This is a genomic window from Thermoactinomyces vulgaris (genome assembly GCF_005886755.1).
Lineage (GTDB): Bacteria > Bacillota > Bacilli > Thermoactinomycetales > Thermoactinomycetaceae > Thermoactinomyces > Thermoactinomyces vulgaris.
Genome location: NZ_CP039710.1, coordinates 2,459,039 through 2,481,271 on the forward strand (window position 1 = coordinate 2,459,039; position 22,233 = coordinate 2,481,271).

A 22,233-nucleotide genomic window follows, 5' to 3' on the forward strand; every position below is an offset into this window, starting at 1 on the left:
GAAGTCCCGCACAAAGGGCGGGACACCGGTCAAGCCGTGAACTCCGGATCTTGATAAGGATGAGCCACCCATCCGGACGGATCGATAAACAGACGCACGGCCACCACTTTCCGGTTCTTCATCAACGTGAAAAAGTGAGGGGTGTTTTCCGGCACGGAGATCACATCTCCGGGGGAAAGCTCCACATCAAAATACCCGGTTCCATCTTTTCCTTTAATCGTGAAAATTCCGTTCCCCGAGACGATGGCCCGCACTTCGTCTTCCGAATGGGTATGCACATTTTCAAACTTCTTCAAGAGCTCTTCCAAATTTTCTGTTGCTTCGGACAGCGCCACCACATCCCATTGGACATAGCCGTTTCGCTTGGCGAGCGATTGGATTTCCTCTTGATAGGCCTTGAGAATCTCCTCTTGCTCTTCCTCATTCAACACAAACTTCTCCCGCAGATGCTGCGGAAGTTTCTCTGTCGGCCATTGTTCAAACAACACGCCTTGTTCTTTGAGAAAGGAACGGACTTCTTGCTCTGATTCCAACCGTTTTCCCGAATTTCTGATGTAAATTTGCGCCATGTGAAAAACCCCTTTCCATCGGTCTATGAATTTAAAAGCTGAAGCTTTACCTGATACTCAAACAAGAATTCAAAAGCTTCCAAATGGCGTTTGGCAGCAAATACACTGTCACCCCATGCATAGATCCCATGATTTCGGATCAGAACCGCAGGAACCTGCGGATCGATCACCTCGCGAACCGCTTGGGCCAAGTCAGGAATCGAGGCGTGATTGGGAACAACCGGCAGCCGGATCACGGCTCCCTCCTCCCAGATGTTCAGCGCCTTGATGATTTCATGCCCGGAAAAAGAGACGTACCCCGAATCCCCGCACTGCTCTGAAATGAGATTATTATGAACAGTATGAATATGGAAGATCGCGCGGCATTCTTTTATTTTTTGATAAATCGCCGTGTGGACCAAAGTCTCGGCCGAAGGTTTGAGACAAGTCGGAAACGCCGGTTTTCCCTCTTTGTTCACCAGCAAAAAATCCTCCGGGGTATGAACGGTCTTATCTTTTCCGCTGGCCGTGATGGCGATCAAGTCCGGCTCCCCTTCTTGAACGTCCACCCGGACAGAAAGATTTCCGCTGGTGGCCGGAAACCATCCCCGACCGGCAAAAAGCTCTTTGACCTTTCGCAATTCGTGAAAAGCCTCTTCCACCTTTTCCATTTCCACCCGGATCCGTTCAGGATGTTCCAGTCGCGTCAAATTGCTTGCACCTCCCATCGCCCCGATCATGGCTCAAGATTTCAATCACATCATAAAAAGTGTCAAAAGGCTGGTGATTCAGCCCCTGCTTACGGCATTGTTCCAGCAAAAAGTCCCGGGCAATCGTAAAATCAGCCAGTTTGGCAGCGGCCAAATCAGTAATGCTGTCCCCGATCACAATCCGTTCATACTCCTTTTCATCATAAGAGCGGATTACACTGGTTTTGCACATGCCGCAATCCCCGTCACAATGCTCGTCACAGGGATGCGGCCAGACAATGCGAATCGTCTCCCCGCTGAAATCACTACCGTTGCAATAAATGTTCCCAGCAGGAATCGCGAAGCGGGATAAAACCGGGTACACGAAGAAGTCGATCCCTCCGCTGGTGATCAACAACCGGATATCATTCGACCGGCAATACCGGATAAAGTCTTCAAACCCGGGGCGGATTTCCGCCTGATCAATGGCATAACGCACAATCTCTTCTTTTCTTGCCGTGGGAAGAAGCGAAAACATTAGCCCCACACCTTGCCGGACACTGATACGCCGGGCGAGGATATCGTCTTTCAGCGTTTCCCAGCCTGGCGGGTTAAAATGCTTGAAAATATTGACAATATTATCCTGATTGGTGATCGTTCCGTCAAAATCACAGAAAATCACCCGCTTTAATGAAGACGTCATGTGATACTCCCCCATTTATCCAAAGCCAGCTTTAATTCCGGAGACTCCTGGGCCGCTTCTTCCAACGGACGCCCTTTTACCGCAGCACCGATCGCTTCGACAAATGCTTTTCCCCCTGCCGTTGAACCTTGCGGATGGCCGTGAATGCCTCCGCCCGCATTGACGATGAGATCCATTCCAAAATCCCGCACCATGGCCGGCACCAGCCCCGGATGAATGCCTGCCGACGGAGCCGGAAGGGATGGCCGGTGAACGGTGGAAGAATGACGCAAGTTTTCAGCCACTTTGAGCGCGTCCTCTTTCGGCATGGCCACCGAACCGTAAGGTGAAGGATACAACACCATGTCCGCACCTGCCCATCGCAAAAGTTTTCCCAACAGCAGCGGTGAACTCAAACCGTAATCAGAAGAGGAACAAACCGCACCGGCAAAAGCCGGATGAGCCATGACCGGCACATCGATATCGGGATCCTCTGCCAACCGGTGGAGAATATCCAGCCCGTAAGGAACCGCGTTTAAGAGAAAACAGTCCGCCCCTTGTTCCGCCAAACGTTTGGCTTTATCGGTCAGTTGTGTCACCGGGCCGGTCAGGTTGACCGCATACCAAGTTTTTTGCCCGGTCCGTTCTTCCTTCTCCCGGTTGATCCTTTTGAAAATGCGGATTCTTTCTTCGGCGGGTGCATAATCTTCTCGGAAGAAAATCTCGTCATCTTTGACCAGATCCACCCCGCCATCCACTTGTTGTTGATAAGCTTCCTCCAACTCATCCAATGTCATGCCGATGCATTGTTTAAAAATGCTCATCAACAGCGGACGGCCGGATACATCCAATTTTCGGCGGATGCCTTCGATTCCGAACCTGGGGCCGGGAAACCCGTCCAAAAACGAATCCGGTGCTTCAATATCCATACATTTGATTTTTCCATCCAAGGACAACTTGCCGAACACCGTGGTCAGAAGAGCGGGAAAGTCCGGTGTCAGATTGCGGACCGGATAACCGATTTTGCAAAGGGCTCGCGGTTCTCCGTCCTTTCCCGGCGCCAGCCCGGTCACTTCAATCACTTCACCGAGATGGGCCGCCATCTGTTTTTTCCGGGTCTCCGGCAATTCCGTCCATGTTCCCGCCGTCAAACCGACAGCAATGCTTTTGGCTTTTTTGTGGAAATCATGCTCCCCGTGAATCAGATAGGTCGCAATGATATACTCCCGATCAGTTGCCACTTGCCATCACCATCCTTCAATCAATGATGCTTTACCATACAGCGGTAACCGCCCGCTTATGCCAGGTAATAAAAAAATCCCTTTCTGCAGATGCAAAAAGGGATAAACCAATCTATCATTATCACCTTCTCTCATCTGTCAGAACCGCTCAGCGTCCTGCAGGAATTGGCACCTTTCTGCTTCATGCAGATGGTTGCCGAGGATTCATCGGGCCTGTCCCTCCACCTCTCTGGATAAGAGAATCGATCCGTCTATTCAGTTTTCATTAGTTTCTTTAATTTAGCATATAATTTTTAAGGAATCAATAATTTTGACTTAAATTTTTCATTTCATTTTTGAATAAAAAAACAAGCGCCGGAATGCTCACACTCCGGCGCTTTTCTTTGCGTCACAAATTATTTAAAGCCTCTTGAACCGGTTGATCCCCTGTGACCAAATCAAACGAACGGCGATAAGTATTTTCATGTTCCAATGCTTCCACCACGACTCTCGCCACATCCGCTCTCGGAATGGAAGCCGGTTTTTCAATATGTTCAAGGAGCAAGACCGTGCCTTTGGCCGGATCATTTGTCAAAGCTCCGGGGCGAATGATGGTGTAATTGAGGGAACTGTTGCGCAATCGTTCATCGGCCCTTTTTTTGGCAACCAAATAATGGCGGATGGAATCCGGCCCTTTTTCCGGATGATCCGCCCCGATGGAACTGATCATCACAAAGCGACGGACTTGATACTGTTCTGCGGCCTCAATCGCCTTAAAGGCACCGTCCAGGTCCACCAAAATGGTTTTATCCGGACCAGTGTGACCGCCTGAACCAGCTGAGAATATGACCGCGTCCATACCCTTTGCCCAATGGGAAAAATCTTTTTCCAAATCGCCGATGACCACCTCATCCGCTCCCAGTCTTTCAATGACCGGCACTTGTTCTTCTTTGCGAACCATGGCCCGAAGGTGATGAGGCGTTTCTTTCAACAGCGATACCAATTTCCTGCCGATTTTTCCATTGGCGCCAAGGAGCAAAATGTTCATGTTACCAGACTCCCTTTGATTGAATGTTTCTGTTGTCACAATATGAACCTTTCCACCCGAACTCCCCCCGTCAAACCTCTTTATGGATAATTTCGCATTTCCCCTTGTTCCTGATTCATTCTTTTTTTATAATGGATTCAGAACACTTGTTCGATATCTTATGTGGGGGAGTCGTTATGCAATATCAGCCTGAAAAACTTTTGGATCTTGCGCGCTTTTTGCTTCCCAATGATCCAACCCTGGCCGAAGAAGTCGATTTTTGCATAAAAAATCCCAAAGAATATTTATTAACCACGTTGATGATGGATTCCGTTCCACTTAGTAATCTTCCCTGGTTTGCACTGATTCACTCTTTGAAACAGCGAAATTTGATCTTTACTTTTGACGAATCCCTCATTTCTGCCTGGTTCAGCACCAAACACGACAAAAAATCCAAACGGTTTGCATGGGTGATCCGTGACGGCAAATGGAACGAAAGCCATTTCGCTTCTTCAGACCCGGTCAGCCATCCTTATGTCCGGTTTTTCTTTCAATTAGCCAATCATTATTTGGAACCTCTTCAATATGTTTTATGCTCTTTGACACCCACGCTTCATCCTTACACCTTAACCATTTTGCCCATGCAGACGGCCAAACATTGTCAGGAACTGGCTTTTGAATCCGGATACGGAACCCTGTGGATTGAAAAGGATTTGCCCTTTCAACCGGAACCGCATTATGGACTGTTGATTCCTGCATTTATCCATCTGCTGGAAAAAGAAAACCCTTTTTGGGTCTCATGATGTAAGGAAAGCCCCGCAGACTATGTCTGCGGGGCTTTTTCAAGTGTTCCCTGAAAACCAAAGAGTGTGAGACATGACTCTTTGAAACGTTTTTGCTCGAAATGAGCTCCTTAGAAAGGAGGTGATCCATCCCCACCTTCCGGTAGGGATACCTTGTTACGACTTCACCCCAATCATCTGCCCCACCTTCGGCGGCTGGCTCCTAAAAGGTTGCCTCACCGACTTCGGGTGTTGCAAACTCTCGTGGTGTGACGGGCGGTGTGTACAAGGCCCGGGAACGTATTCACCGCGGCATGCTGATCCGCGATTACTAGCGATTCCGGCTTCACGCAGGCGAGTTGCAGCCTGCGATCCGAACTGAGACTGGCTTTTTGGGATTGGCTCCCCCTCGCGGGTTCGCTGCCCTTTGTACCAGCCATTGTAGCACGTGTGTAGCCCAGGACATAAGGGGCATGATGATTTGACGTCATCCCCACCTTCCTCCGGCTTTCACCGGCTGTCTCGTTAGAGTGCCCATCCGAAATGCTGGCAACTAACGACAAGGGTTGCGCTCGTTGCGGGACTGAACCCAACATCTCACGACACGAGCTGACGACAACCATGCACCACCTGTCACCGCTGTCCCGAAGGAAACCTCCATCTCTGGAGGGGTCAGCGGGATGTCAAGCCCTGGTAAGGTTCTTCGCGTTGCTTCGAATTAAACCACATGCTCCACCGCTTGTGCGGGCCCCCGTCAATTCCTTTGAGTTTCAGCCTTGCGGCCGTACTCCCCAGGCGGAGTGCTTAATGGGTTACCTTCGGCACTGAGGGGCGTAGCCCCCCAACACCTAGCACTCATCGTTTACGGCGTGGACTACCAGGGTATCTAATCCTGTTTGCTCCCCACGCTTTCGCGCCTCAGCGTCAGTTACAGGCCAGAGAGCCGCCTTCGCCACTGGTGTTCCTCCCGATCTCTACGCATTCCACCGCTACACCGGGAATTCCGCTCCCCTCTCCTGCACTCAAGCTGACCAGTTTCAGGTGCCGCTCTGCGGTTGAGCCGCAGCCTTTCACACCTGACTTAATCAGCCGCCTGCGCGCGCTTTACGCCCAATAATTCCGGATAACGCTCGCCCCCTACGTATTACCGCGGCTGCTGGCACGTAGTTAGCCGGGGCTTTCTCCTTGAGTACCGTCAACCTTCCAGGCTGTTCGCCTGGAAGGAATTCTTCCTCAAGAACAGAGTTTTACAACCCGAAGGCCGTCCTCACTCACGCGGCGTTGCTCCGTCAGGCTTTCGCCCATTGCGGAAAATTCCCTACTGCTGCCTCCCGTAGGAGTCTGGGCCGTGTCTCAGTCCCAGTGTGGCCGATCACCCTCTCAGGTCGGCTACGCATCGTCGCCTTGGTGAGCCGTTACCTCACCAACCAGCTAATGCGCCGCGGGCCCATCCGCAAGTGACAGCCGAAGCCGCCTTTCCCCTTTTCCCCATGCGGGGAAAAGGACTATCCGGTATTAGCCCCGGTTTCCCGGAGTTATCCCGGTCTTGCGGGCAGGTTGCCCACGTGTTACTCACCCGTTCGCCGCTGGATCCTCATCCCGAAGGATGATTCTCCCGCTCGACTTGCATGTATTAGGCACGCCGCCAGCGTTCATCCTGAGCCAGGATCAAACTCTCCAAAAAAGTTTGATGTGAACTCTCAAGAATTAACGAGTCATGTCTTCACTCTTCAGTTTTCAAGGAACACTTCATTTCACTTTGTTTGTGCCGCTCTCTCGCGGCGACAAATATGATATTATCATCTTCCCCGACACAAGTCAACACTTTTTTAAAAAATTTTATTCCCAATGAACAGAAGAAGGAGACAGTCGTCTCCTTCTATGCCCGATCACTCACTGTCCTTGCCTGAACATCCGGCTTTCCTGCCGGCAAAGCCAACGTCAAGCCCAGGTTGACCACCGCAATTCCGATTAAAATTAAAAAAATATGATGCATGCCCAGTGCCAATGTTTCGCGCAAACCCGACAAAAGCCCTTCCGGAACCGCGGACAATCCGTGTGCATCCAGCAGGCGGTTGATTTCGGAAACCGGGATCTGCATTTTTTGATTCCATGCATTATTTTGCAATGACAGGTTAAACAGCGCTCCAAACACCGTAACCCCCACCGTTTGTCCAAGTGAGCGCAAAAAGGTGTTGGACGCGGTGGCCGTTGCGCGCAGGTTCCATTTTACAGAGGATTGGACAATCACCGTGCAAACCGTCATCACAAAACCGAAGCCGAATCCGTTCGCCAACATGACAACCGGCAAGATCCAACCCGGGGTGTGAATATCAATGTTGCCCAAAGCCAGACATCCCGCCAATATAAATAGCATGCCGAAAAACGCTGTCAGGCGGGGGCCCGTTTTCAACATCAACCGTCCGCCAACAAACGCCCCCGACATCCAGGCAAGCGACATGGGCAACAAAACCATTCCCGACCCGGCGGCACCGTAACCGATCACCCCTTGCACCCATAAAGGTGTATATACATTTAAAGCAATCAAAATCGAACTGGCCAAAAAGGAAATGACATTCGCCACCAAGATGGACGGGATCTGGAACAAGCGGAGCGGAAGCATCGGTTCGCGAGCCTTGGCCTCAATCCAAAAAAACAGGATAAAACCGATCCCCCCTGCAGCCGCAAGTCCCTGCAAATAAGGAGTGGTCCAAGAGACTTCCGTTCCCCCGACCGAAAGCACAAACAACAAAGAAGTGACTGCAATGAAAAAAGTCAAAGCGCCCAAGTAATCCACTTCCGGCTTTTCCTTTATTTCCCCTTCCTCCTTTAAGAACAACATCACCATCAACATGGCAAGCAACCCGAAGGGCAAATTGATATAAAAAATCCACCGCCAGGAAACATAATCAACCAAAAAACCTCCGATCAAAGGGCCGACCAACCCGGCCAATCCCCAAACCGAACTGAATAACCCCTGCACTTTGGCCCGCTGCTCATACGGGTAAAGATCCCCGATAATGGTAAACGTGGTCGGATTCAGCGCACCGGCCCCGACTCCTTGCACCGCCCGGAACCAGATCAGCCAAGTCATGGAACCGGCGGTTCCCGACAGCATGGAACCAATCAAAAACACAATTCCCCCGAACATAAAAACCCGCTTACGCCCGAACAGATCCGCAAGCTTCCCGAAGATCGGAATGGTCACCGTCGATGCCAGCAAATAGGCGGCAAATACCCAACTGATATATTGAATCCCCCCCAAATCGCTGGCAATACGCGGGATCGCCGTGCTGACCACCGTCACTTCAATCGCTGACAAAAACGTGGCAATCAACATGGCCACGGTCACTTTTTTTCTGTCTGACATTTCCGTCCCCCTCACATTTCATGCAATCATTATTCCGCCGGTCCCATCAACCGCTGTTACATTGTACAAAAAATCGGTTCATGATAAAATCTAGCTGATTTCAACTTGAAGGAGGAGCATCATGCTGCTGTCCGGGAAACTGAATAAAATACGCACTTTTGCCATGCTTTTGATCTTTGTCGGAGTCGGGGTCATGTACCTGGGTTTCTTCTTTGAAAGCTTGATGGTCTTGTTTTTTGTCCTCGGTATGATTTTCGTTTTGGCCAGTGTGGGGATCTACTTTTGGGTCGGCATTCTTTCCACACACTCGGTGCAGGTCGTTTGCCCTTCCTGCAACAAACCGACCAAAATTTTGGGCAAAAAAGACGAATGCATGCACTGTAAAGCCATCTTGTCCCTGGATCCGAAAGATGCTCCGGCGGAAGCACTTTCCGGGTCACCCGACGGGAGCATGGAAAAGTGAACCATAAAAACCTTCTTCCGTCTTCCCTGAAGCATTACGGGATCATTTTGTTTGACGGGGACTGCTCCTTCTGCGACGGATGGGTGCGGTGGATCATTCAACGGGATTCCCAAGGTTATTTTCGGTTTGCCTCCTTGCAATCCGAAGAAAGCGAATGGCTTTCCCGACACCTTGGAGTCCCTTTTTCTGCGCTTGACTCGGTCATTCTCATTGAACAAGGGCGTTATTTCATCCGGTCCACGGCGGTTCTTCGCATATTACAGAGATTACCCCGTTTTTCAGTCTTCACCAGGCTGTTTTTCCTCATTCCACGCCCCTTGCGCGATGCGGTCTACCGGGTTGCGGCAAGAAACCGCCATCGCTGGAACCGGAAAAAGCAAACTTGTCCGGTCCCCACCCCGGAACAACAAAAAAGACGCCTGAAGTATGTTTTGGAAAAAGAAGATTCTTTCTAATCCAAACCAACGATTTGTTGGTTTTTTCTTTTTTCTTACAAAAAAAGGATTCCACCGAGTTTTCTCGAACAACTATGCGTAAAGTCCTCCGATGATATGCATCCGATCCGGACTATGTATGTATTGAAAGAAAAGGAGGCAAAACACGTGAAATCACATAATCTTCTGGAAATGTTGTCGCGAACCGTCAAACGGTTTCCGGAACGAACGGCACTCTCTTGGGAAGAAAATGATGAGTTACATAAATTGAGTTATCAACGCCTTTGGAACATGATCCGGGATTTTGCGTTCGGTTTGGAAAAAATCGGAATCCGCTCTGGCGCAAAGATTGCTATCATCGCAGAAAATCACCCCCGCTGGGTGATCTGTGAATTTGCCGTTTTAAGCTTGGGAGCCACAAGCGTGCCGATTCATCCCAACCGGCATCCCGATCAGATCCGAAAAATTTTGAGACACGCCGATGCGACAGGGATCATTACGGATCGGTATGAATTGCTGGAAAAGGTAAAAGGTGCATCCAACCTGCTGCAACATTCCATTTTGCTAAACGGAAAAGCCGATGGATCTCTTGGAGCTTTGCAATTTGAAACCATTATCCAAATCGGCCAATCGATTGCAAACGAAGAGCAGGAATGGGCCTATCCCTCCATCCAGCCTTCGGATGTCGCGATTATTTATTACCCGAATGACAAAACGAAAACCGAAAAAGGGGTTCTGCTTTCACACGGGAATATTCTGAATAATCTCCAGAGTTTTCTGTACGTGATCCCATATACAAAACACGACCATCTGCTGTCGGTGTTATCCCTGTCCCATCCTTTCGAGCGGATTGCCGGGTACCTGGCCCCGCTGGCAACAGGAGCGGAGATCACTTACATCGCCAGGGATGCCAACTGGGTGAAAGCCAGCAAACGGATCAAACCGACGCTGTTCTCTTTGTCGCCGGTTTTGGTGCACACCATCTATGAGTATTTGAATAAACAGATCCAATCGTCTCCGGCAAAAAAATATTTATTTCAACACGCCCTGCGACAAGCAGAGAAAATATACGGATTGAAAAGAAAAGGATACAACTGGTCCGTCCCTTCATCTTTGCAACTGCATCATTCCATATCACAAACCCTCTTGTTTGCGCCTCTTCAAAAGCAATTGGGCGGACGGGTCCGGTTTATTCTATCCGGAGGGGCTCCTTTGAATGAAAAAGTTCATCGCTTTTTCTGGTGCATCAATCTGCCGGTGGTAGAATCGTATTACCTAACCGAATGCGCTTCAGTCATTTCCGCAACCAACCTGTCCTGCCCGCAACCGAAAACGGCGGGGAAACCCCTCCCGGGGATCGAACTCCGCATTCAAGCCGACGGGGAATTGATGATTAAAATCCCGCAAGTCATTTCGGGTTATTACAAGATCCCCTTATCAGACACCAACGTTTATACCAACGGATGGATCAGCACCGGGGATCACGCGGAAATGGATGCCGATGGCACGTTGCACAATCTTCGCCGCAAGGTGGAACTGGATCCCCAAAAAGCCGTTTTGCCGACCGCCGTCCACTAAGAGCCGATGGCTGGTTTCAGCCCCTAAAAAAACCCTGCTTCCAAACGGGGCAGGGTGTTTACTGTTTCGATTTCATTTGGCAATCCGGACAAATTCCGTATATTTCCAAGCGGTGGGTGTGAACCTGATAGTTGGTGATTTCCGCCGCTTTTCTTTCAATCTCAAGAAGAGGCATGTGGTCAAAATCCGTGATTTTGCCGCATTTCCGGCAAATCACATGATAATGATCCATCATATTGGCATCAAAACGGCTGGAAGAATCTCCGTACGTCAATTCACGAACCAAGCCGGCATCTTTAAACAACCGCAAATTATTATAAACCGTGGCAACACTCATATTGGGAAAAGTGCCTTCCAATGACTTGTAAATCTCATCAGCTGTTGGATGTCCCATGGTTGAATAAAGGTAATTGAGAATCGCATGGCGTTGCGGCGTCATACGCACACCATTCTCTTTCAGGGTTTCAACAGCCTTCTCTAGTCGGCTGTTACTCATCTATTTCCACCTCTCTAATATGTTCGCAGCAAAAAGGAACGATTCTAATTTAATAATATATATAATTAGTCTACTTCTTGTTTTGCCTTCTTGTCAATGCGGTTTCAGCGCCCGCACTTTCTCTTGAATCCCCCCCGCCGGTTCACATTCTTCCCTCAAATGAGCATGTTCCGGAAAAAAAGATCATATATTTCCACCAAAAAACAAAAAAAGAAAGTGAGTGAATTCCATGTTGAAATTATGGTCGCAAATTTACGGAGGAGTTCTCACACTGATTGGGATCGCCGGTTTCTTCCTGTCATCCAATGAGTCCCTCCAATTGACGCTCACGCACAATCTCATTCACTTGTTGAGCGGTCTGATCTATTTGGGGGCGAGTCTGAAAGAAAATTGGGACCGGCTTGCCATGAGAGTCTTTGGTATCCTTTATGGTTTGCTGGCCGTTTACGGTTTATTCAGCGACCAACTCTTCGGCCTTGTAAACATTACTCTTACCACCGAAATCTTTAATTTCATCGTCGCTTTGGGTGCACTTTACCTCGGATTTGTCCACGAGCGGATCAGCCAAAAACAAGAAAAAAAGGAACAAGCAAACACTTGAACCTTTCACCAAAGGCATGATGCCCGGCCGGCGGCAATTCATGCCTGTTTTTTTATACCGGGGGGTCATTTCTTTTCCGGAACATCTCCCCGGTTTTTTCCATACCAGCAATAAGGAAGTAAATCACAAATATCACATTTGGGATTCCGGGCCGTGCAACAACGACGGCCGTGCCAGATCAGGCGGTGATGGGTATCACTCCACTGGTTGCGGGGAATTTTTCGCGTTAATTGGCGTTCGGTTTCAAGCGGGGTCTTGCTGTCTGCCAATGCCAAACGATTGGCCACCCGGTGCACATGCGTGTCCACTGCCAAGGCCGGGACACCAAAAGCATTGGAAAGCACCACATTGGCCGTTTTGCGGCCGACCCCCGGCAATGCTTCCAGCTTCTCTCTCTGTTGCGGAACTTCCCCTTCATATTCTTCAACCAGAATCCTGCAAGTTTGCAGGATATTTTTGCTTTTATTCCGGAACAGCCCGATCCCGCGAATGTGTTCAGCCAACTCTTCCTCAGTCAATGTGATGAAATCATACGGGGTCGGAAACTTGGCAAACAGGGGTTTGGTGATTTTATTCACTTGTTTGTCCGTGGATTGCGCAGACAGAATCGTGGCAATCAAAAGTTCGAACGGATTTTTGAAATTGAGTTCACAATGAGCGTCCGGGTACATCTGCTCCAAAAGCTCCAGGATCTTCCCTGTTTGGACTCGTTTCGGTTTCGGTTTCAAAACACTCCCTCTTTCTTGTCTATTTGCGTTTGACTGCTTCGATGATCAATTCCTGGCTCCGGTTGTCAAAAGGCTGATAACGAAAGTTCCCATACCGCCGGACCACTTTAAATCCGCAGAAAGTGAGCAAATGATTCAGTTCCGACGGATAAATGTACCTTAAGCGAAAGGTGGTCCGGATCCGCTCCATGAGCCGGCCGGACGGGCTGTAGTGCTCAAAATAACGAATGACATGAGCCAGCTGGGAAAAATGATCAAATTCAGTAAAGTCATAAAGCTCAACCGTTTCTTCCGTCCCCGGCACAGGAAACGTTCCTCTGTAGGCATACTGATTATCCATTTCATATAAATGCTTGATGAACGGGACAAAAACATTAAAGGCCAAAATCCCATCATCCGTCAAATGATGACGAATGCATTTCAACGCATTGACCTGATCCCGCACCGTCAACAGATGCAAAAAAGACCGGTAAGGAATGATGATCAGGGGGAACTTCCGGTCCAGACGGAAGTCCGCCATATTGCCGTGTACCCACTCGGTTTCCCCGTCCAAATTCATCTCTTTAGCCTTTTTTTCGGCCCTTTTTAACATCGGTTCGCTCAAATCCAACCCGACGACGGGGATTCCTTCCCGCGCAATCGCAAGGGTGCACCGGCCGGTTCCGCAGCCCAATTCCAAAACGGGACCGCCCTGTTGTTTGGCCAGTTCGGTGTAGTAAGTGATGTCATGATCCAGCCCCGTTGAAGTCCAGTCATAATAGTCCGGCCAATCATATGTATGGAAATCCATGTTCCACCTCCGTCCGTCCAACGGCAAAAATCAATGAAACCACCAAAACAATTGATCAGAAGGGTTTCACCGGGAAACCCTTCTTACCGTCCTACTGTAAGTTTTCTTTGACAAACTGCAGAACTTCCTGCACATGATCTGCAACCTTCACTTTCCGGTAAGCTTTGGCAATCTTCCCCTCTTTATCAATCACAAATGTGGATCGTTCAATTCCCTTGTACTTTCTTCCAAACATGTTTTTATCTTTGATCACTCCGTATTTTTCACAAACCTCTCCCTCCGGGTCACTCAACAAAAGGAAAGGCAAATTCTGCTTTTCAACGAACTTTTGATGGGAAGCAATGGAATCTTTGCTGATTCCCAAAATCACGGTGTTGAGATCCGAAAATTCCTGATAGGCATCCCGAAAGTCGCAAGCTTCCCTGGTACAGCCCGGTGTCTGATCCTTGGGGTAAAAAAACAGAACCACATTTTTGCCTTTGAAATCAGATAAAGTCACGGTTTCCCCGTTTGTGGCTTCAAGCGTAAAGTCAATGGCATGATCTCCTTCTTTGACCATAGGAATCCACCTCCTGAATGCTTCCGAAAACGGTAAACATATTTTAACACTTCTCAGAAGGAGAAGAAACGTTCAGCCCTTACCGTAAGGTTACGGAAATGAATTAATCGTAATAAACACGATTGGATTTATAATAAAAATAATTCCTGATCACTTCACAACCATCACGATGGTGACCACGGATGACCAAGCGAAGAAAACAGCTTTTGCTAATGGGCCCTGCGAGAGAATCCCAACCTCCTTCCGCTTGAGGAAAAAGAATTCGTTCAAAAATCCGTTCCCTCTTGCTTGTCCGACCGGGATTTGCCCGATGGTTCAAGCATCCCGAAAGAATTCTTTTTCTCCTGACGGTCCGCAAACGAGAAAAATACAAACCACAGTTCAGGCAGACATGGTGGTCGGAGGTGTCGGCTCCGGTGTGGGCGTTTCTACCTGTTGCGGAGCTTCTTCCCCTCCTCCCTTTTTTGAAATGATATTTAAAGTTGTTCCCACGTTAAACGATCCAGCATCTCCCACCGTATAAATCCGAATGGATTGAATACACACTTTCAACAAGAAAACCACCTCAATCGTTTTGATCAAATTGATCGGGATCAAAATATACATTCCGCTCAAAATCCAAATTCTTTGGAAAATCGCCAATCGGTGAAGATCCTCCCAACGATTTGGTCAAGCTGTCATTCCCCACATTGATCGTGTTTCCAAAATTGACTGAACCTGAGTTACTTATATTGTTGATTTTGATGTTCAGAATGTTATTGATGGTCCCCACGCTTTCCCCTCCTCATGGTGTCATATTTGCAGGGATCGGGTCTGCCTTGGCTTCTTCGGAAAACGGATTTCCAAAACCCCCCGGCGGTATCTGGCATGCGTGTATCTTTTGGATACCGATGCCTGTAAAGGAATCACCTTTTGAAACATGCCTTTTTTTCTTTCCGAGAAGATGGTTTGATACCCCTCATACGGAGACGGATAATCCCCTTGAATGATCAAATTGTTTCCTTCCAATTTCAAATCCAAAGCATGAACGTTTTCCAGTCCGGGCAAATTGACCACCACAATCACTTCATTTTCCCCGTGATAAACATCGGCTGCAGGTTCATCTTGACGGGCCGCCGTTTGCATGTCTTCAAAAAAGTCCTCCCCCAAAAATTGACGGGCCAGCTCATGCCAGGGCATTTTGCGGAAAGTATTTTTCACCCATCATCTCTCCTTTTGCCGGTACATTGGTATGATGCCCATATTTTATTCGATGCGGGCCCGTCTTGTCACAAGGAGGGCATGAATTAAGAGACCCTCATCATATAATGGAACAAGGATAAAAAGAATCCGGGGGAATGGTTCGCATGTACCAGCATCCGCTTGATTGGATAGATCAACGGCTAAAAGATTTGGAACAAGAAATCCGGCGCCTGCAACAAGAAAACCATCAACTGAAAGAGGACCTAGAGCAACTGAAACCCGTGCACATCGAAAAAATGGAATATAAAATCCACGAATTGCATGTTCAAACGTTAAGCGGGACTTTAAATATCGGACTGACCGCCAACGGAGAAGATGCCGGTGTGGGAGAAATCATTGAAAAAATGGTAGACAACCACGCTTCCCAAATCGTGGTGGAAGACGAAGAAGAAAAACAGGAACCGGCGGAATCTTCTTCATAATGTTGCCGGCAGTTGCAATTTGATCTAATCTTAAACCAAAAAAAGCGAAGGAGCTGCCGGTATGAGAACGATCATTGCTGTCGGGATCGGCGGTGCCGTCGGAACCTTGCTCCGCTTTGGGGTGGCGCAGGCTTTTAATGACCCCGTTTTTCCGTTCGGAACCTTGATCGCCAATTGGACAGGCTGTCTCGGGTTGGCCTGGTTGAATGAACAAACGAAAACCGCTTTTTCTCCTGTTTGGCAAAAAGGATTGGGCACCGGACTTTTGGGAGCATACACCACTTTTTCAACACTGTGTGTGGAAACCCATCTCTTGCCTCCGCTTTTATCCCTTTTTTATATCGTCGTCACCGCCACGGGCGGCCTGCTTTTTGCCCGCCTGGGGGTTTGGCTGGCCCAAAGGGGGAAAGCCGGTTGGAAATGATGTGGATTGCTTTGGGCGGGGGAATCGGAGCAATATGCCGTTGGCTGGTCACGGAGGCGTTTCCCGCCCGGGACGGGAAATTTCCGCTCGGAACATTTCTTGTCAATATGACTGGTTGTTTCATCATGGGGCTTTATTTGGGATGGGTTCATGACCGGTTGCCGGTCGCCTGGATGATGGCAAACCGTCCGTTTGTAGCGGGTTTTCTCGGCGGTTACACCACCTTTTCCACTTTTTCATATGAAGCGGAGAGGCTCCGGCAACAAAAGCGAAAGGGGAAATTTTGGGCTTATCTCCTCTCCAGCCTTTTCCTCGGTTTGTTTTTGGTTTGGTCCGGTTTTCACATCTCCTCCGGCATGGTTTCGTAAAAAAATTCCATGGTACAGGCGCAAGCCAGCCATGGAGTTTTTTTATGGGAAAGTTTTTATGCAGTGTGAAAATGTACAAAAAAAGTGATTCTGTTTCAAAATGAGCAAAAACAATTGTTGGAACGTGAATTATAAGATATTTTATTTGTAAGCGTTAACAATTTGTTCGCATCTCAATTAAAAGATAACAAAAATCTCAGAAAAACATGCTATGTAAATTAAAAAAAGGAGTGATTTCCATGCTGCAAAAGTTCCAGCGCTTCGGGGCAGCCATGTTTGTACCCGTTCTGTTATTCCCCTTTGCCGGGATCATGGTCGGGCTGACCACCCTGCTGAAAAATCAGGATATTATGAATGCCCTTGCACATCCCGATAGCTTTTGGTACAAATTTTGGACCGTGATCGAAGCAGGCGGCTGGGCGGTGTTCAAACAAATGCCTTTGCTGTTCGCGGTGGGCCTCCCGATCGGCCTGGCCAAAAAGGCCCAAGCCAGAGCCGTTTTGGCTTCTTTGATCTCTTATCTGACCTTTAACTATTTTATCAATGCCATTTTGACGATTTGGGGACCCCAATTTGGCGTTGATTTTGAACAAGAAGCGGGCGGAGTGAGCGGACTGACGGAAATCGCCGGCATTAAAACGTTAGACACCAATATCATTGGAGCCATCCTTATTTCTGCTATCGTCGTTTATCTTCATAACCGTTATTTCGATAAAAAGTTGCCTGATTTTTTGGGGATTTTTCAAGGGACCTCCTATGTCGTCATCCTCAGTTTTTTTATCATGCTGCCTTTGGCACTCCTCACATCCTGGGGTTGGCCGGTCATTCAAAAAGGCATCGCTTCCATGCAAGGGTTCCTTGCTTCGTCAGGGGCCTTGGGCGTCTGGTTATATACATTTCTTGAGCGGATTTTGATCCCGACCGGATTGCACCACTTTATTTACGGTCCTTTCGTCTTCGGTCCGGCCGTGGTGGACGGCGGAATCGTAAAATATTGGGTGGAACATTTGAGCGAATTTGCCACCAATTCGCAATCATTAAAGGAAATGTTCCCGGAAGGCGGTTTTGCTTTGCACGGACTTTCAAAAATATTCGGAATTCCAGGCATTGCACTGGCCATGTATGTCACGGCCAAATCCTCTAAGAAAAAAATCATCTCCGGGATGTTGATCGCGGCAACACTCACTTCTGTGATCGCCGGAATCACGGAACCAATTGAATTCACCTTTTTGTTCGTTGCGCCGGTTCTCTTTCTGATTCATGCCCTCCTGGCGGCAACCATGTCCACCATCATATACTCCCTCGGGGTTTCCGGAAATATGGGGGGCGGATTGCTTGAAGTGGCCATCCAAAACTGGATTCCGCTGTTTAAATACCACAGCGCCACTTATTTGGCTCAAATCGTAGTCGGCTTGATCTTTACGGCAATCTATTTCTTCCTGTTCCGCTATTTGATTTTGAAACTGGATGTGAAAACGCCGGGCCGTGAAGATGACGAAGAACAGGAAACCAAACTGTACACCAAAAAAGATTTCCAAGAAAAACAAGCGGCCAAGCAAAAGAAAAATGATTATGCGGAAAAAGCCACCCGGTTTTTGGAAGCATTGGGCGGGCCGGACAATATTGCGGAAGTGACCAACTGCGCCACAAGATTGCGCGTCACTGTGCATGATGAAACCAAAACGGCACCGGACAAACAATTCCTCTCCGCCGGGGCCCACGGGGTCGTTAAAAACGGAAAAGCCATCCAGGTCATCGTCGGTTTGTCTTCCCCGCAGATCCGGGAACAGTTTGAGAACCTGTTGAATCATCCAAACCGGGAAAATGCATAAAATGGTGGCGGGAAAATTTCCATACTCACGTGAAAAATAACAAGATGTGTGATTATGAACAGCATCCGCCCGATCTGTTGTTCTCTCGTCACCAGGTTGTTATAACTGAGTTGTAAGCGGTCACGAAAATAAGGAGGAATCAGCAAAATGAAAAAATTCTCCATTGTCATTGCCGGAGGAGGCAGCACCTTTACACCGGGAATTGTCTTGATGCTTCTTGAAAATTTGAATCAATTTCCGATTCAGAAATTAAAACTTTACGATAATGATGCAGCCCGCCAGTCGACGATTGCCGAAGCCTGCAAAATCATCCTGAAAGAAAAAGCGCCGGGAATCGAGTTTTTGGCCACCACCGATCCGGAAGCAGCATTCACCGACGTCGACTTCGTCATGGCACACATTCGGGTTGGAAAATATGCGATGCGGGAACTGGACGAAAAAATCCCGTTGAAACATGGCGTATTTGGTCAAGAAACATGCGGCCCCGGAGGAATTGCCTACGGCATGCGCTCCATCGGGGGAGTCTTAGAATTGATCGACTACATGGAAAAATACTCTCCCGATGCATGGATGTTAAACTACTCCAATCCGGCGGCCATTGTCGCCGAGGCCACCCGGCGCCTGAGACCGGATTCCAAAGTGCTCAACATCTGCGACATGCCCATCGGCATTGAAAACCGCATGGCTCAAATTCTGGGACTTAAAAGCCGCAAGGAAATGAAGGTCCGTTATTACGGATTGAATCATTTCGGCTGGTGGACGGATATCCGTGATCAAAACGGGAACGATTTGATACCCAAACTGAAAGAACATGTCCGAAAACACGGTTACACCGTCCCCAAAGATGATGCCGACGCAAGCTGGAGCGACACCTTTTTAAAAGCCCGCGATGTCTACGCACTGGATCCGGACACCCTGCCGAATACGTATTTGAAATATTATTTTTACCCGGATTATGTGTTTGAACATTCCAACCCGGAATACACGCGGGCCAATGAAGTCATGGAGGGCCGGGAAAAATTTGTGTTCGGTGAGTGCCAAAAAATCATCGAAAACCAATCAACCCAAGGTTCCAAACTGCATGTTGACGAACACGCTTCCTATATCGTGGATCTGGCACGCGCCATCGCATTCAACACACAAGAGCGGATGTTGTTGATTGTTGAAAACCAAGGGGCCATCTCCAATTTCGATCCGACCGCCATGGTGGAAATTCCCTGTATCGTGGGAAGCAACGGGCCCGAACGCATCGCCATCGGAGAAATCCCGCAATTCCAAAAAGGATTGATGGAACAGCAAGTTTCCGTTGAAAAACTCGTGGTCGAAGCCTGGATCACCCGCTCTTATCAAAAATTGTGGCAAGCCCTCACCTTATCCAAAACCGTTCCCAGCGCCAAAGTGGCCAAAGCCATCCTGGATGACTTGATTGAGGCAAACAAAGATTATTGGCCAAAACTGCACAAAGAGGATGTCGTCGTGCGTGAAGATTTATAAACAGGGATCCGTACACCATACGGACGGAAAGTGCAAAGAGCTTGTACCTCTTTGCACTTTTTGTTTTAATTTTTATAAAGGAATTCTCTTGGTGCAGGGAGGAGAATCATTTGACATTAGAAGAACTTATCAATGAACATTACAACAAGCTCAATGAAACCGATTTACACATTTTGAGATACATTATGAATCACAAAGATACGTGCTATCAATTGGGGATTAATCATCTGGCCGACCGGTGCAATGTGTCCCGCTCTTCCATCTTGCGTCTGGCACAAAAGCTGGACTTTACCGGTTACAGTGAGTTTCGCATTTTTTTGAAATGGCAGAACCAGGATAAAACAGTGAAAAATAAAAGCAGTATTGAAATTCTGGAAGAAGACTTTCGCGAGACCATGAAATATATACAGACCAAGGACTTTTCGGACATTTGCAGATTAATCGATGAGGCGCAGAAATTATTTGTTTTTGGCACGGGAAATGCCCAGCGGAATTGTGCATTGGAACTGCACCGGATGTTTCTGCCTCTTCAAAAGTATATGAATGTGATTCCCTCTCACTCTGAATTTGAAATCGTCGTCAAGGATATGACAAAAAACGACCTGGTCTTTATTTTTTCTTTATCGGGAGACACCCCGTCCATCTTTCCCGCCGTACAAACCTTGGTGGCCAAAGGCGTTCCTTTTGTTTCCGTCACGAATCTGGTCAATAACCGGCTGGCCAAAATGACTCCGTATCATTTGTATGCCAGAAGCTCGACCATTTCCATCCATAACGGAATTCATCTGGATACCTTTGCTTCCTTTTTCATGATCGTGGAAGCGATATTCAGCCATTATGTGGATTTCATCAATCAGAAAAAAGAAGAAACCAACTGAAAAAGGCATTCCACTTCATGGTGGAACGCCTTATCCACAGGAATCCGGGGATTTGCCCGTTAAATATACTGCTCCACGATTTCGGTGAATCTTTCCTCAAACGGGTTCTCTTTATCTTCCAGCTCTTCTCTTGTCACCGTAAATCTCATCAGCCGCTCATCCAGATTCAGCGCTTCTTCCATCGAACTCATCAAATCAATGGCTTTGCGGTCCAAAGTCATGATGACATCCAACGAATCATGATCGGGATAAAAAACCATGCTGATGTCATCAAAATACTCTTCATACTTGCCCATTGGCGTCATGCGATATTCCTGCACAAAAGGATGGCGGGAATAAAATTTGTCAAACGCATAGTCGACACTGGTCAACCGAAATCCGACATTTTCCGCCGCATGCAGCACTTTGTCCACCAACGGGTGGGGAAGAACTTCGATGCCGTCGGTATCTTTCGGGTCGATCGCCATTTTGATATCCAGTCCGGTTTTTAAATAGATGGGGCACCCTCCGGTTGAAATCGGGGCATCCAACGGCATTTCAATTTCAAACGGAATCACTTTGCTCTCCCTTTCTCCGATTTCAAATGTGTCCGTGATCCGAAACTGGCTGATGACATGCTTTTGATCTTTTCCTTCATGATGATACCGGACAATCAGGTACAAATAGATTTCATCAATTCGTTGTTCCGTTTGCCCGCTTTGAATAAATATTTCCCCTTTAATCATTTCTCCTTGGCGGTACGTTGATTTTTCAAGCCGGGTGTCCACCTTGGCGGCTCCGACACCCAAGCCGGCTAACACTTTGTTAAACATGCTTTCTCACTCCAATCCCAAATAAGCATCCGTCCTTTTTCTGTTAATGCATTTTGCGGTTCAGCATTTCATCAATTTTTTCAAGCGGATCCCGAATCACCCGCTCGTTATTGATCATGAGGGTTCCTTTGGGATCATGGTATTCCCAGGAAAATTGACTGTTTAAAACACGGTCGGAACGGATCAGCTCGATATCCATCCGGATTGACATATCCGTCACTTTGAAGAATACGTTCAATTCATCGACATATCCGTGATAACGGCCTGTCGGGCGGAACTGAAACATCTGGAAAAAAGGATAAGGCTTCTGTTGCGGATCATATTCGTTATGTATCCGATATAAAATAAAATCAGCATCCTCAATTTTTTTCAAGATTTTTTGCACCAAATTCGCGGGCACGACTTCAATTTTATCCAGATCGGTGGGATCCAGGCTCATTTTAATGTCCAATCCCGTCTTCAGGTACACAGGAAAGCTTCCCGTCGACATGGGCGTTTCCATGGGGAGTTTAATTTGAAACGGAACCTTTTTGATCTCGTCTTTTTGAATGATCATGGAATGGGACAAAGGATATTGTTGCATGAGATGGGAAGCTTTTCTTCCGTTTTTGGACACCGTCACCATCAGGTACATGTAAATGTCATCGATTTGCTGTTCGGCTTGTCCCCCCCGAATCTTGATTTCCCCCTTGATGACATCCCCCGGCCGGAATTGTTCTTCCTCGATCTGCGCATCCACGGTGGTTCCGCCGATGCCCAAACGGGCCAATGATCTGTAAAGAACCATGTTTTCA

26 protein-coding genes, 1 rRNA gene and 1 riboswitch are annotated in these 22,233 nt (G+C 48.0%); of the genes, 11 read left to right on the forward strand and 16 right to left on the reverse strand.

Annotated elements, in window-relative coordinates; genetic code table 11:
* Positions 1–29: 29 nt before the first annotated feature.
* The 5 genes from FA954_RS12580 to FA954_RS12600 all read right to left on the reverse strand — a co-directional run bounded on the left by FA954_RS12580 (position 30) and on the right by FA954_RS12600 (position 4,187).
* Positions 30–569 (reverse strand): 1,2-dihydroxy-3-keto-5-methylthiopentene dioxygenase, encoded by a 540-nt coding sequence (locus FA954_RS12580; RefSeq protein ID WP_037994803.1) that lies wholly within the window; start codon positions 567–569, stop codon positions 30–32.
* Positions 570–592: 23 nt separating this feature from the next.
* Positions 593–1,219, reverse strand: a complete 627-nt coding sequence (gene mtnB, locus FA954_RS12585) for a methylthioribulose 1-phosphate dehydratase (protein ID WP_232335163.1) — start codon at positions 1,217–1,219, stop codon at positions 593–595.
* Positions 1,220–1,235: 16 nt separating this feature from the next.
* On the reverse strand, positions 1,236–1,940 hold the full coding sequence (locus FA954_RS12590; RefSeq protein WP_121874381.1) for a 2-hydroxy-3-keto-5-methylthiopentenyl-1-phosphate phosphatase: 705 nt from the start codon (positions 1,938–1,940) through the stop codon (positions 1,236–1,238).
* A complete protein-coding gene (locus FA954_RS12595) occupies positions 1,937–3,160 on the reverse strand; it encodes a 2,3-diketo-5-methylthiopentyl-1-phosphate enolase (protein ID WP_037994805.1) in 1,224 nt (407 codons plus the stop codon). The genes FA954_RS12590 and FA954_RS12595 overlap by 4 nt, the downstream gene beginning before the upstream one ends.
* A gap of 128 nt (positions 3,161–3,288) precedes the next feature.
* Positions 3,289–3,400, reverse strand: a riboswitch (SAM riboswitch).
* 148 nt (positions 3,401–3,548) lie between these two features.
* Positions 3,549–4,187 (reverse strand): SDR family oxidoreductase, encoded by a 639-nt coding sequence (locus FA954_RS12600; protein WP_037994806.1) that lies wholly within the window; start codon positions 4,185–4,187, stop codon positions 3,549–3,551.
* Positions 4,188–4,363: 176 nt separating this feature from the next.
* Here FA954_RS12600 and FA954_RS12605 point away from each other — a divergent pair, with 176 nt between their 5' ends.
* Positions 4,364–4,969 (forward strand): DUF6630 family protein, encoded by a 606-nt coding sequence (locus FA954_RS12605; RefSeq protein ID WP_037994807.1) that lies wholly within the window; start codon positions 4,364–4,366, stop codon positions 4,967–4,969.
* Positions 4,970–5,083: 114 nt separating this feature from the next.
* On the opposite strand, the gene FA954_RS12610 is transcribed toward FA954_RS12605, so the two are convergent.
* A 16S ribosomal RNA gene (locus tag FA954_RS12610) occupies positions 5,084–6,632 on the reverse strand.
* 195 nt (positions 6,633–6,827) lie between these two features.
* Positions 6,828–8,318: an MDR family MFS transporter gene (locus FA954_RS12615; protein WP_062843399.1), complete on the reverse strand. Its 1,491-nt coding sequence runs from the start codon at positions 8,316–8,318 to the stop codon at positions 6,828–6,830.
* A 121-nt stretch (positions 8,319–8,439) separates the two neighbouring features.
* Between FA954_RS12615 and FA954_RS12620 the strand changes: the two genes are divergently transcribed.
* The 3 genes from FA954_RS12620 to FA954_RS12630 all read left to right on the forward strand — a co-directional run bounded on the left by FA954_RS12620 (position 8,440) and on the right by FA954_RS12630 (position 10,793).
* Positions 8,440–8,781 carry a DUF2614 family zinc ribbon-containing protein gene (locus FA954_RS12620; RefSeq protein ID WP_049719613.1) on the forward strand — a complete coding sequence of 114 codons (342 nt, stop codon included), beginning with the start codon at positions 8,440–8,442 and terminating at the stop codon, positions 8,779–8,781.
* A complete protein-coding gene (locus FA954_RS12625; protein ID WP_049719612.1) occupies positions 8,778–9,236 on the forward strand; it encodes a thiol-disulfide oxidoreductase DCC family protein in 459 nt (152 codons plus the stop codon). The genes FA954_RS12620 and FA954_RS12625 overlap by 4 nt, the downstream gene beginning before the upstream one ends.
* Before the next feature lie 147 nt (positions 9,237–9,383).
* On the forward strand, positions 9,384–10,793 hold the full coding sequence (locus FA954_RS12630) for an AMP-binding protein (protein ID WP_049719611.1): 1,410 nt from the start codon (positions 9,384–9,386) through the stop codon (positions 10,791–10,793).
* A 58-nt stretch (positions 10,794–10,851) separates the two neighbouring features.
* Here the strand turns inward: FA954_RS12630 and FA954_RS12635 are convergent, their stop codons facing one another.
* Positions 10,852–11,289 (reverse strand): Fur family transcriptional regulator, encoded by a 438-nt coding sequence (locus tag FA954_RS12635; RefSeq protein WP_037996248.1) that lies wholly within the window; start codon positions 11,287–11,289, stop codon positions 10,852–10,854.
* A 229-nt stretch (positions 11,290–11,518) separates the two neighbouring features.
* Between FA954_RS12635 and FA954_RS12640 the strand changes: the two genes are divergently transcribed.
* A complete protein-coding gene (locus tag FA954_RS12640) occupies positions 11,519–11,890 on the forward strand; it encodes a DUF4383 domain-containing protein (RefSeq protein ID WP_049719610.1) in 372 nt (123 codons plus the stop codon).
* Between the two features lie 65 nt (positions 11,891–11,955).
* Here FA954_RS12640 and nth read toward each other — a convergent pair whose 3' ends face one another.
* The 6 genes from nth to FA954_RS12665 form a co-directional block, all read right to left on the reverse strand.
* The gene (gene nth / locus FA954_RS12645) at positions 11,956–12,561 is read right to left on the reverse strand and encodes an endonuclease III (RefSeq protein ID WP_049719619.1); all 606 of its coding nucleotides are present in this window, start codon (positions 12,559–12,561) and stop codon (positions 11,956–11,958) included.
* A 76-nt stretch (positions 12,562–12,637) separates the two neighbouring features.
* Complete coding sequence (locus tag FA954_RS12650; protein WP_037996253.1) at positions 12,638–13,408, reverse strand: class I SAM-dependent methyltransferase; 771 nt, start codon at positions 13,406–13,408, stop codon at positions 12,638–12,640.
* Between the two features lie 91 nt (positions 13,409–13,499).
* Positions 13,500–13,967 (reverse strand): thioredoxin-dependent thiol peroxidase, encoded by a 468-nt coding sequence (gene bcp, locus FA954_RS12655; protein ID WP_037996254.1) that lies wholly within the window; start codon positions 13,965–13,967, stop codon positions 13,500–13,502.
* A gap of 381 nt (positions 13,968–14,348) precedes the next feature.
* Positions 14,349–14,609, reverse strand: coding sequence for a hypothetical protein (locus FA954_RS13750; RefSeq protein ID WP_037996256.1), 261 nt, complete (start codon positions 14,607–14,609; stop codon positions 14,349–14,351).
* The gene (locus FA954_RS12660; protein ID WP_082240704.1) at positions 14,533–14,739 is read right to left on the reverse strand and encodes a spore germination protein; all 207 of its coding nucleotides are present in this window, start codon (positions 14,737–14,739) and stop codon (positions 14,533–14,535) included. Before FA954_RS12660 ends, FA954_RS13750 begins: the two co-directional genes overlap by 77 nt.
* 20 nt (positions 14,740–14,759) lie before the next feature.
* Positions 14,760–15,167, reverse strand: coding sequence for an Hsp20/alpha crystallin family protein (locus FA954_RS12665; RefSeq protein ID WP_049719609.1), 408 nt, complete (start codon positions 15,165–15,167; stop codon positions 14,760–14,762).
* A 146-nt stretch (positions 15,168–15,313) separates the two neighbouring features.
* Between FA954_RS12665 and gerPC the strand changes: the two genes are divergently transcribed.
* The 6 genes from gerPC to FA954_RS12695 all read left to right on the forward strand — a co-directional run bounded on the left by gerPC (position 15,314) and on the right by FA954_RS12695 (position 20,627).
* On the forward strand, positions 15,314–15,631 hold the full coding sequence (gene gerPC / locus FA954_RS12670; RefSeq protein ID WP_049719608.1) for a spore germination protein GerPC: 318 nt from the start codon (positions 15,314–15,316) through the stop codon (positions 15,629–15,631).
* Positions 15,632–15,692: 61 nt separating this feature from the next.
* On the forward strand, positions 15,693–16,055 hold the full coding sequence (locus FA954_RS12675) for a fluoride efflux transporter FluC (RefSeq protein WP_037996259.1): 363 nt from the start codon (positions 15,693–15,695) through the stop codon (positions 16,053–16,055).
* Entirely contained in the window at positions 16,052–16,423 is a 372-nt protein-coding gene (gene crcB / locus FA954_RS12680) for a fluoride efflux transporter CrcB (RefSeq protein WP_084712803.1), read from the forward strand. Before FA954_RS12675 ends, crcB begins: the two co-directional genes overlap by 4 nt.
* A gap of 239 nt (positions 16,424–16,662) precedes the next feature.
* A complete protein-coding gene (locus FA954_RS12685; RefSeq protein WP_037996263.1) occupies positions 16,663–18,255 on the forward strand; it encodes an alpha-glucoside-specific PTS transporter subunit IIBC in 1,593 nt (530 codons plus the stop codon).
* Between the two features lie 147 nt (positions 18,256–18,402).
* Complete coding sequence (locus tag FA954_RS12690) at positions 18,403–19,749, forward strand: 6-phospho-alpha-glucosidase (RefSeq protein WP_037996264.1); 1,347 nt, start codon at positions 18,403–18,405, stop codon at positions 19,747–19,749.
* 110 nt (positions 19,750–19,859) lie between these two features.
* Positions 19,860–20,627, forward strand: a complete 768-nt coding sequence (locus FA954_RS12695; RefSeq protein ID WP_062843400.1) for a MurR/RpiR family transcriptional regulator — start codon at positions 19,860–19,862, stop codon at positions 20,625–20,627.
* Positions 20,628–20,686: 59 nt separating this feature from the next.
* Here FA954_RS12695 and FA954_RS12700 read toward each other — a convergent pair whose 3' ends face one another.
* A complete protein-coding gene (locus FA954_RS12700; protein WP_138615177.1) occupies positions 20,687–21,439 on the reverse strand; it encodes a sporulation protein in 753 nt (250 codons plus the stop codon).
* A gap of 43 nt (positions 21,440–21,482) precedes the next feature.
* Positions 21,483–22,226: a sporulation protein gene (locus FA954_RS12705; protein WP_052186751.1), complete on the reverse strand. Its 744-nt coding sequence runs from the start codon at positions 22,224–22,226 to the stop codon at positions 21,483–21,485.
* Positions 22,227–22,233 lie beyond the last annotated feature (7 nt).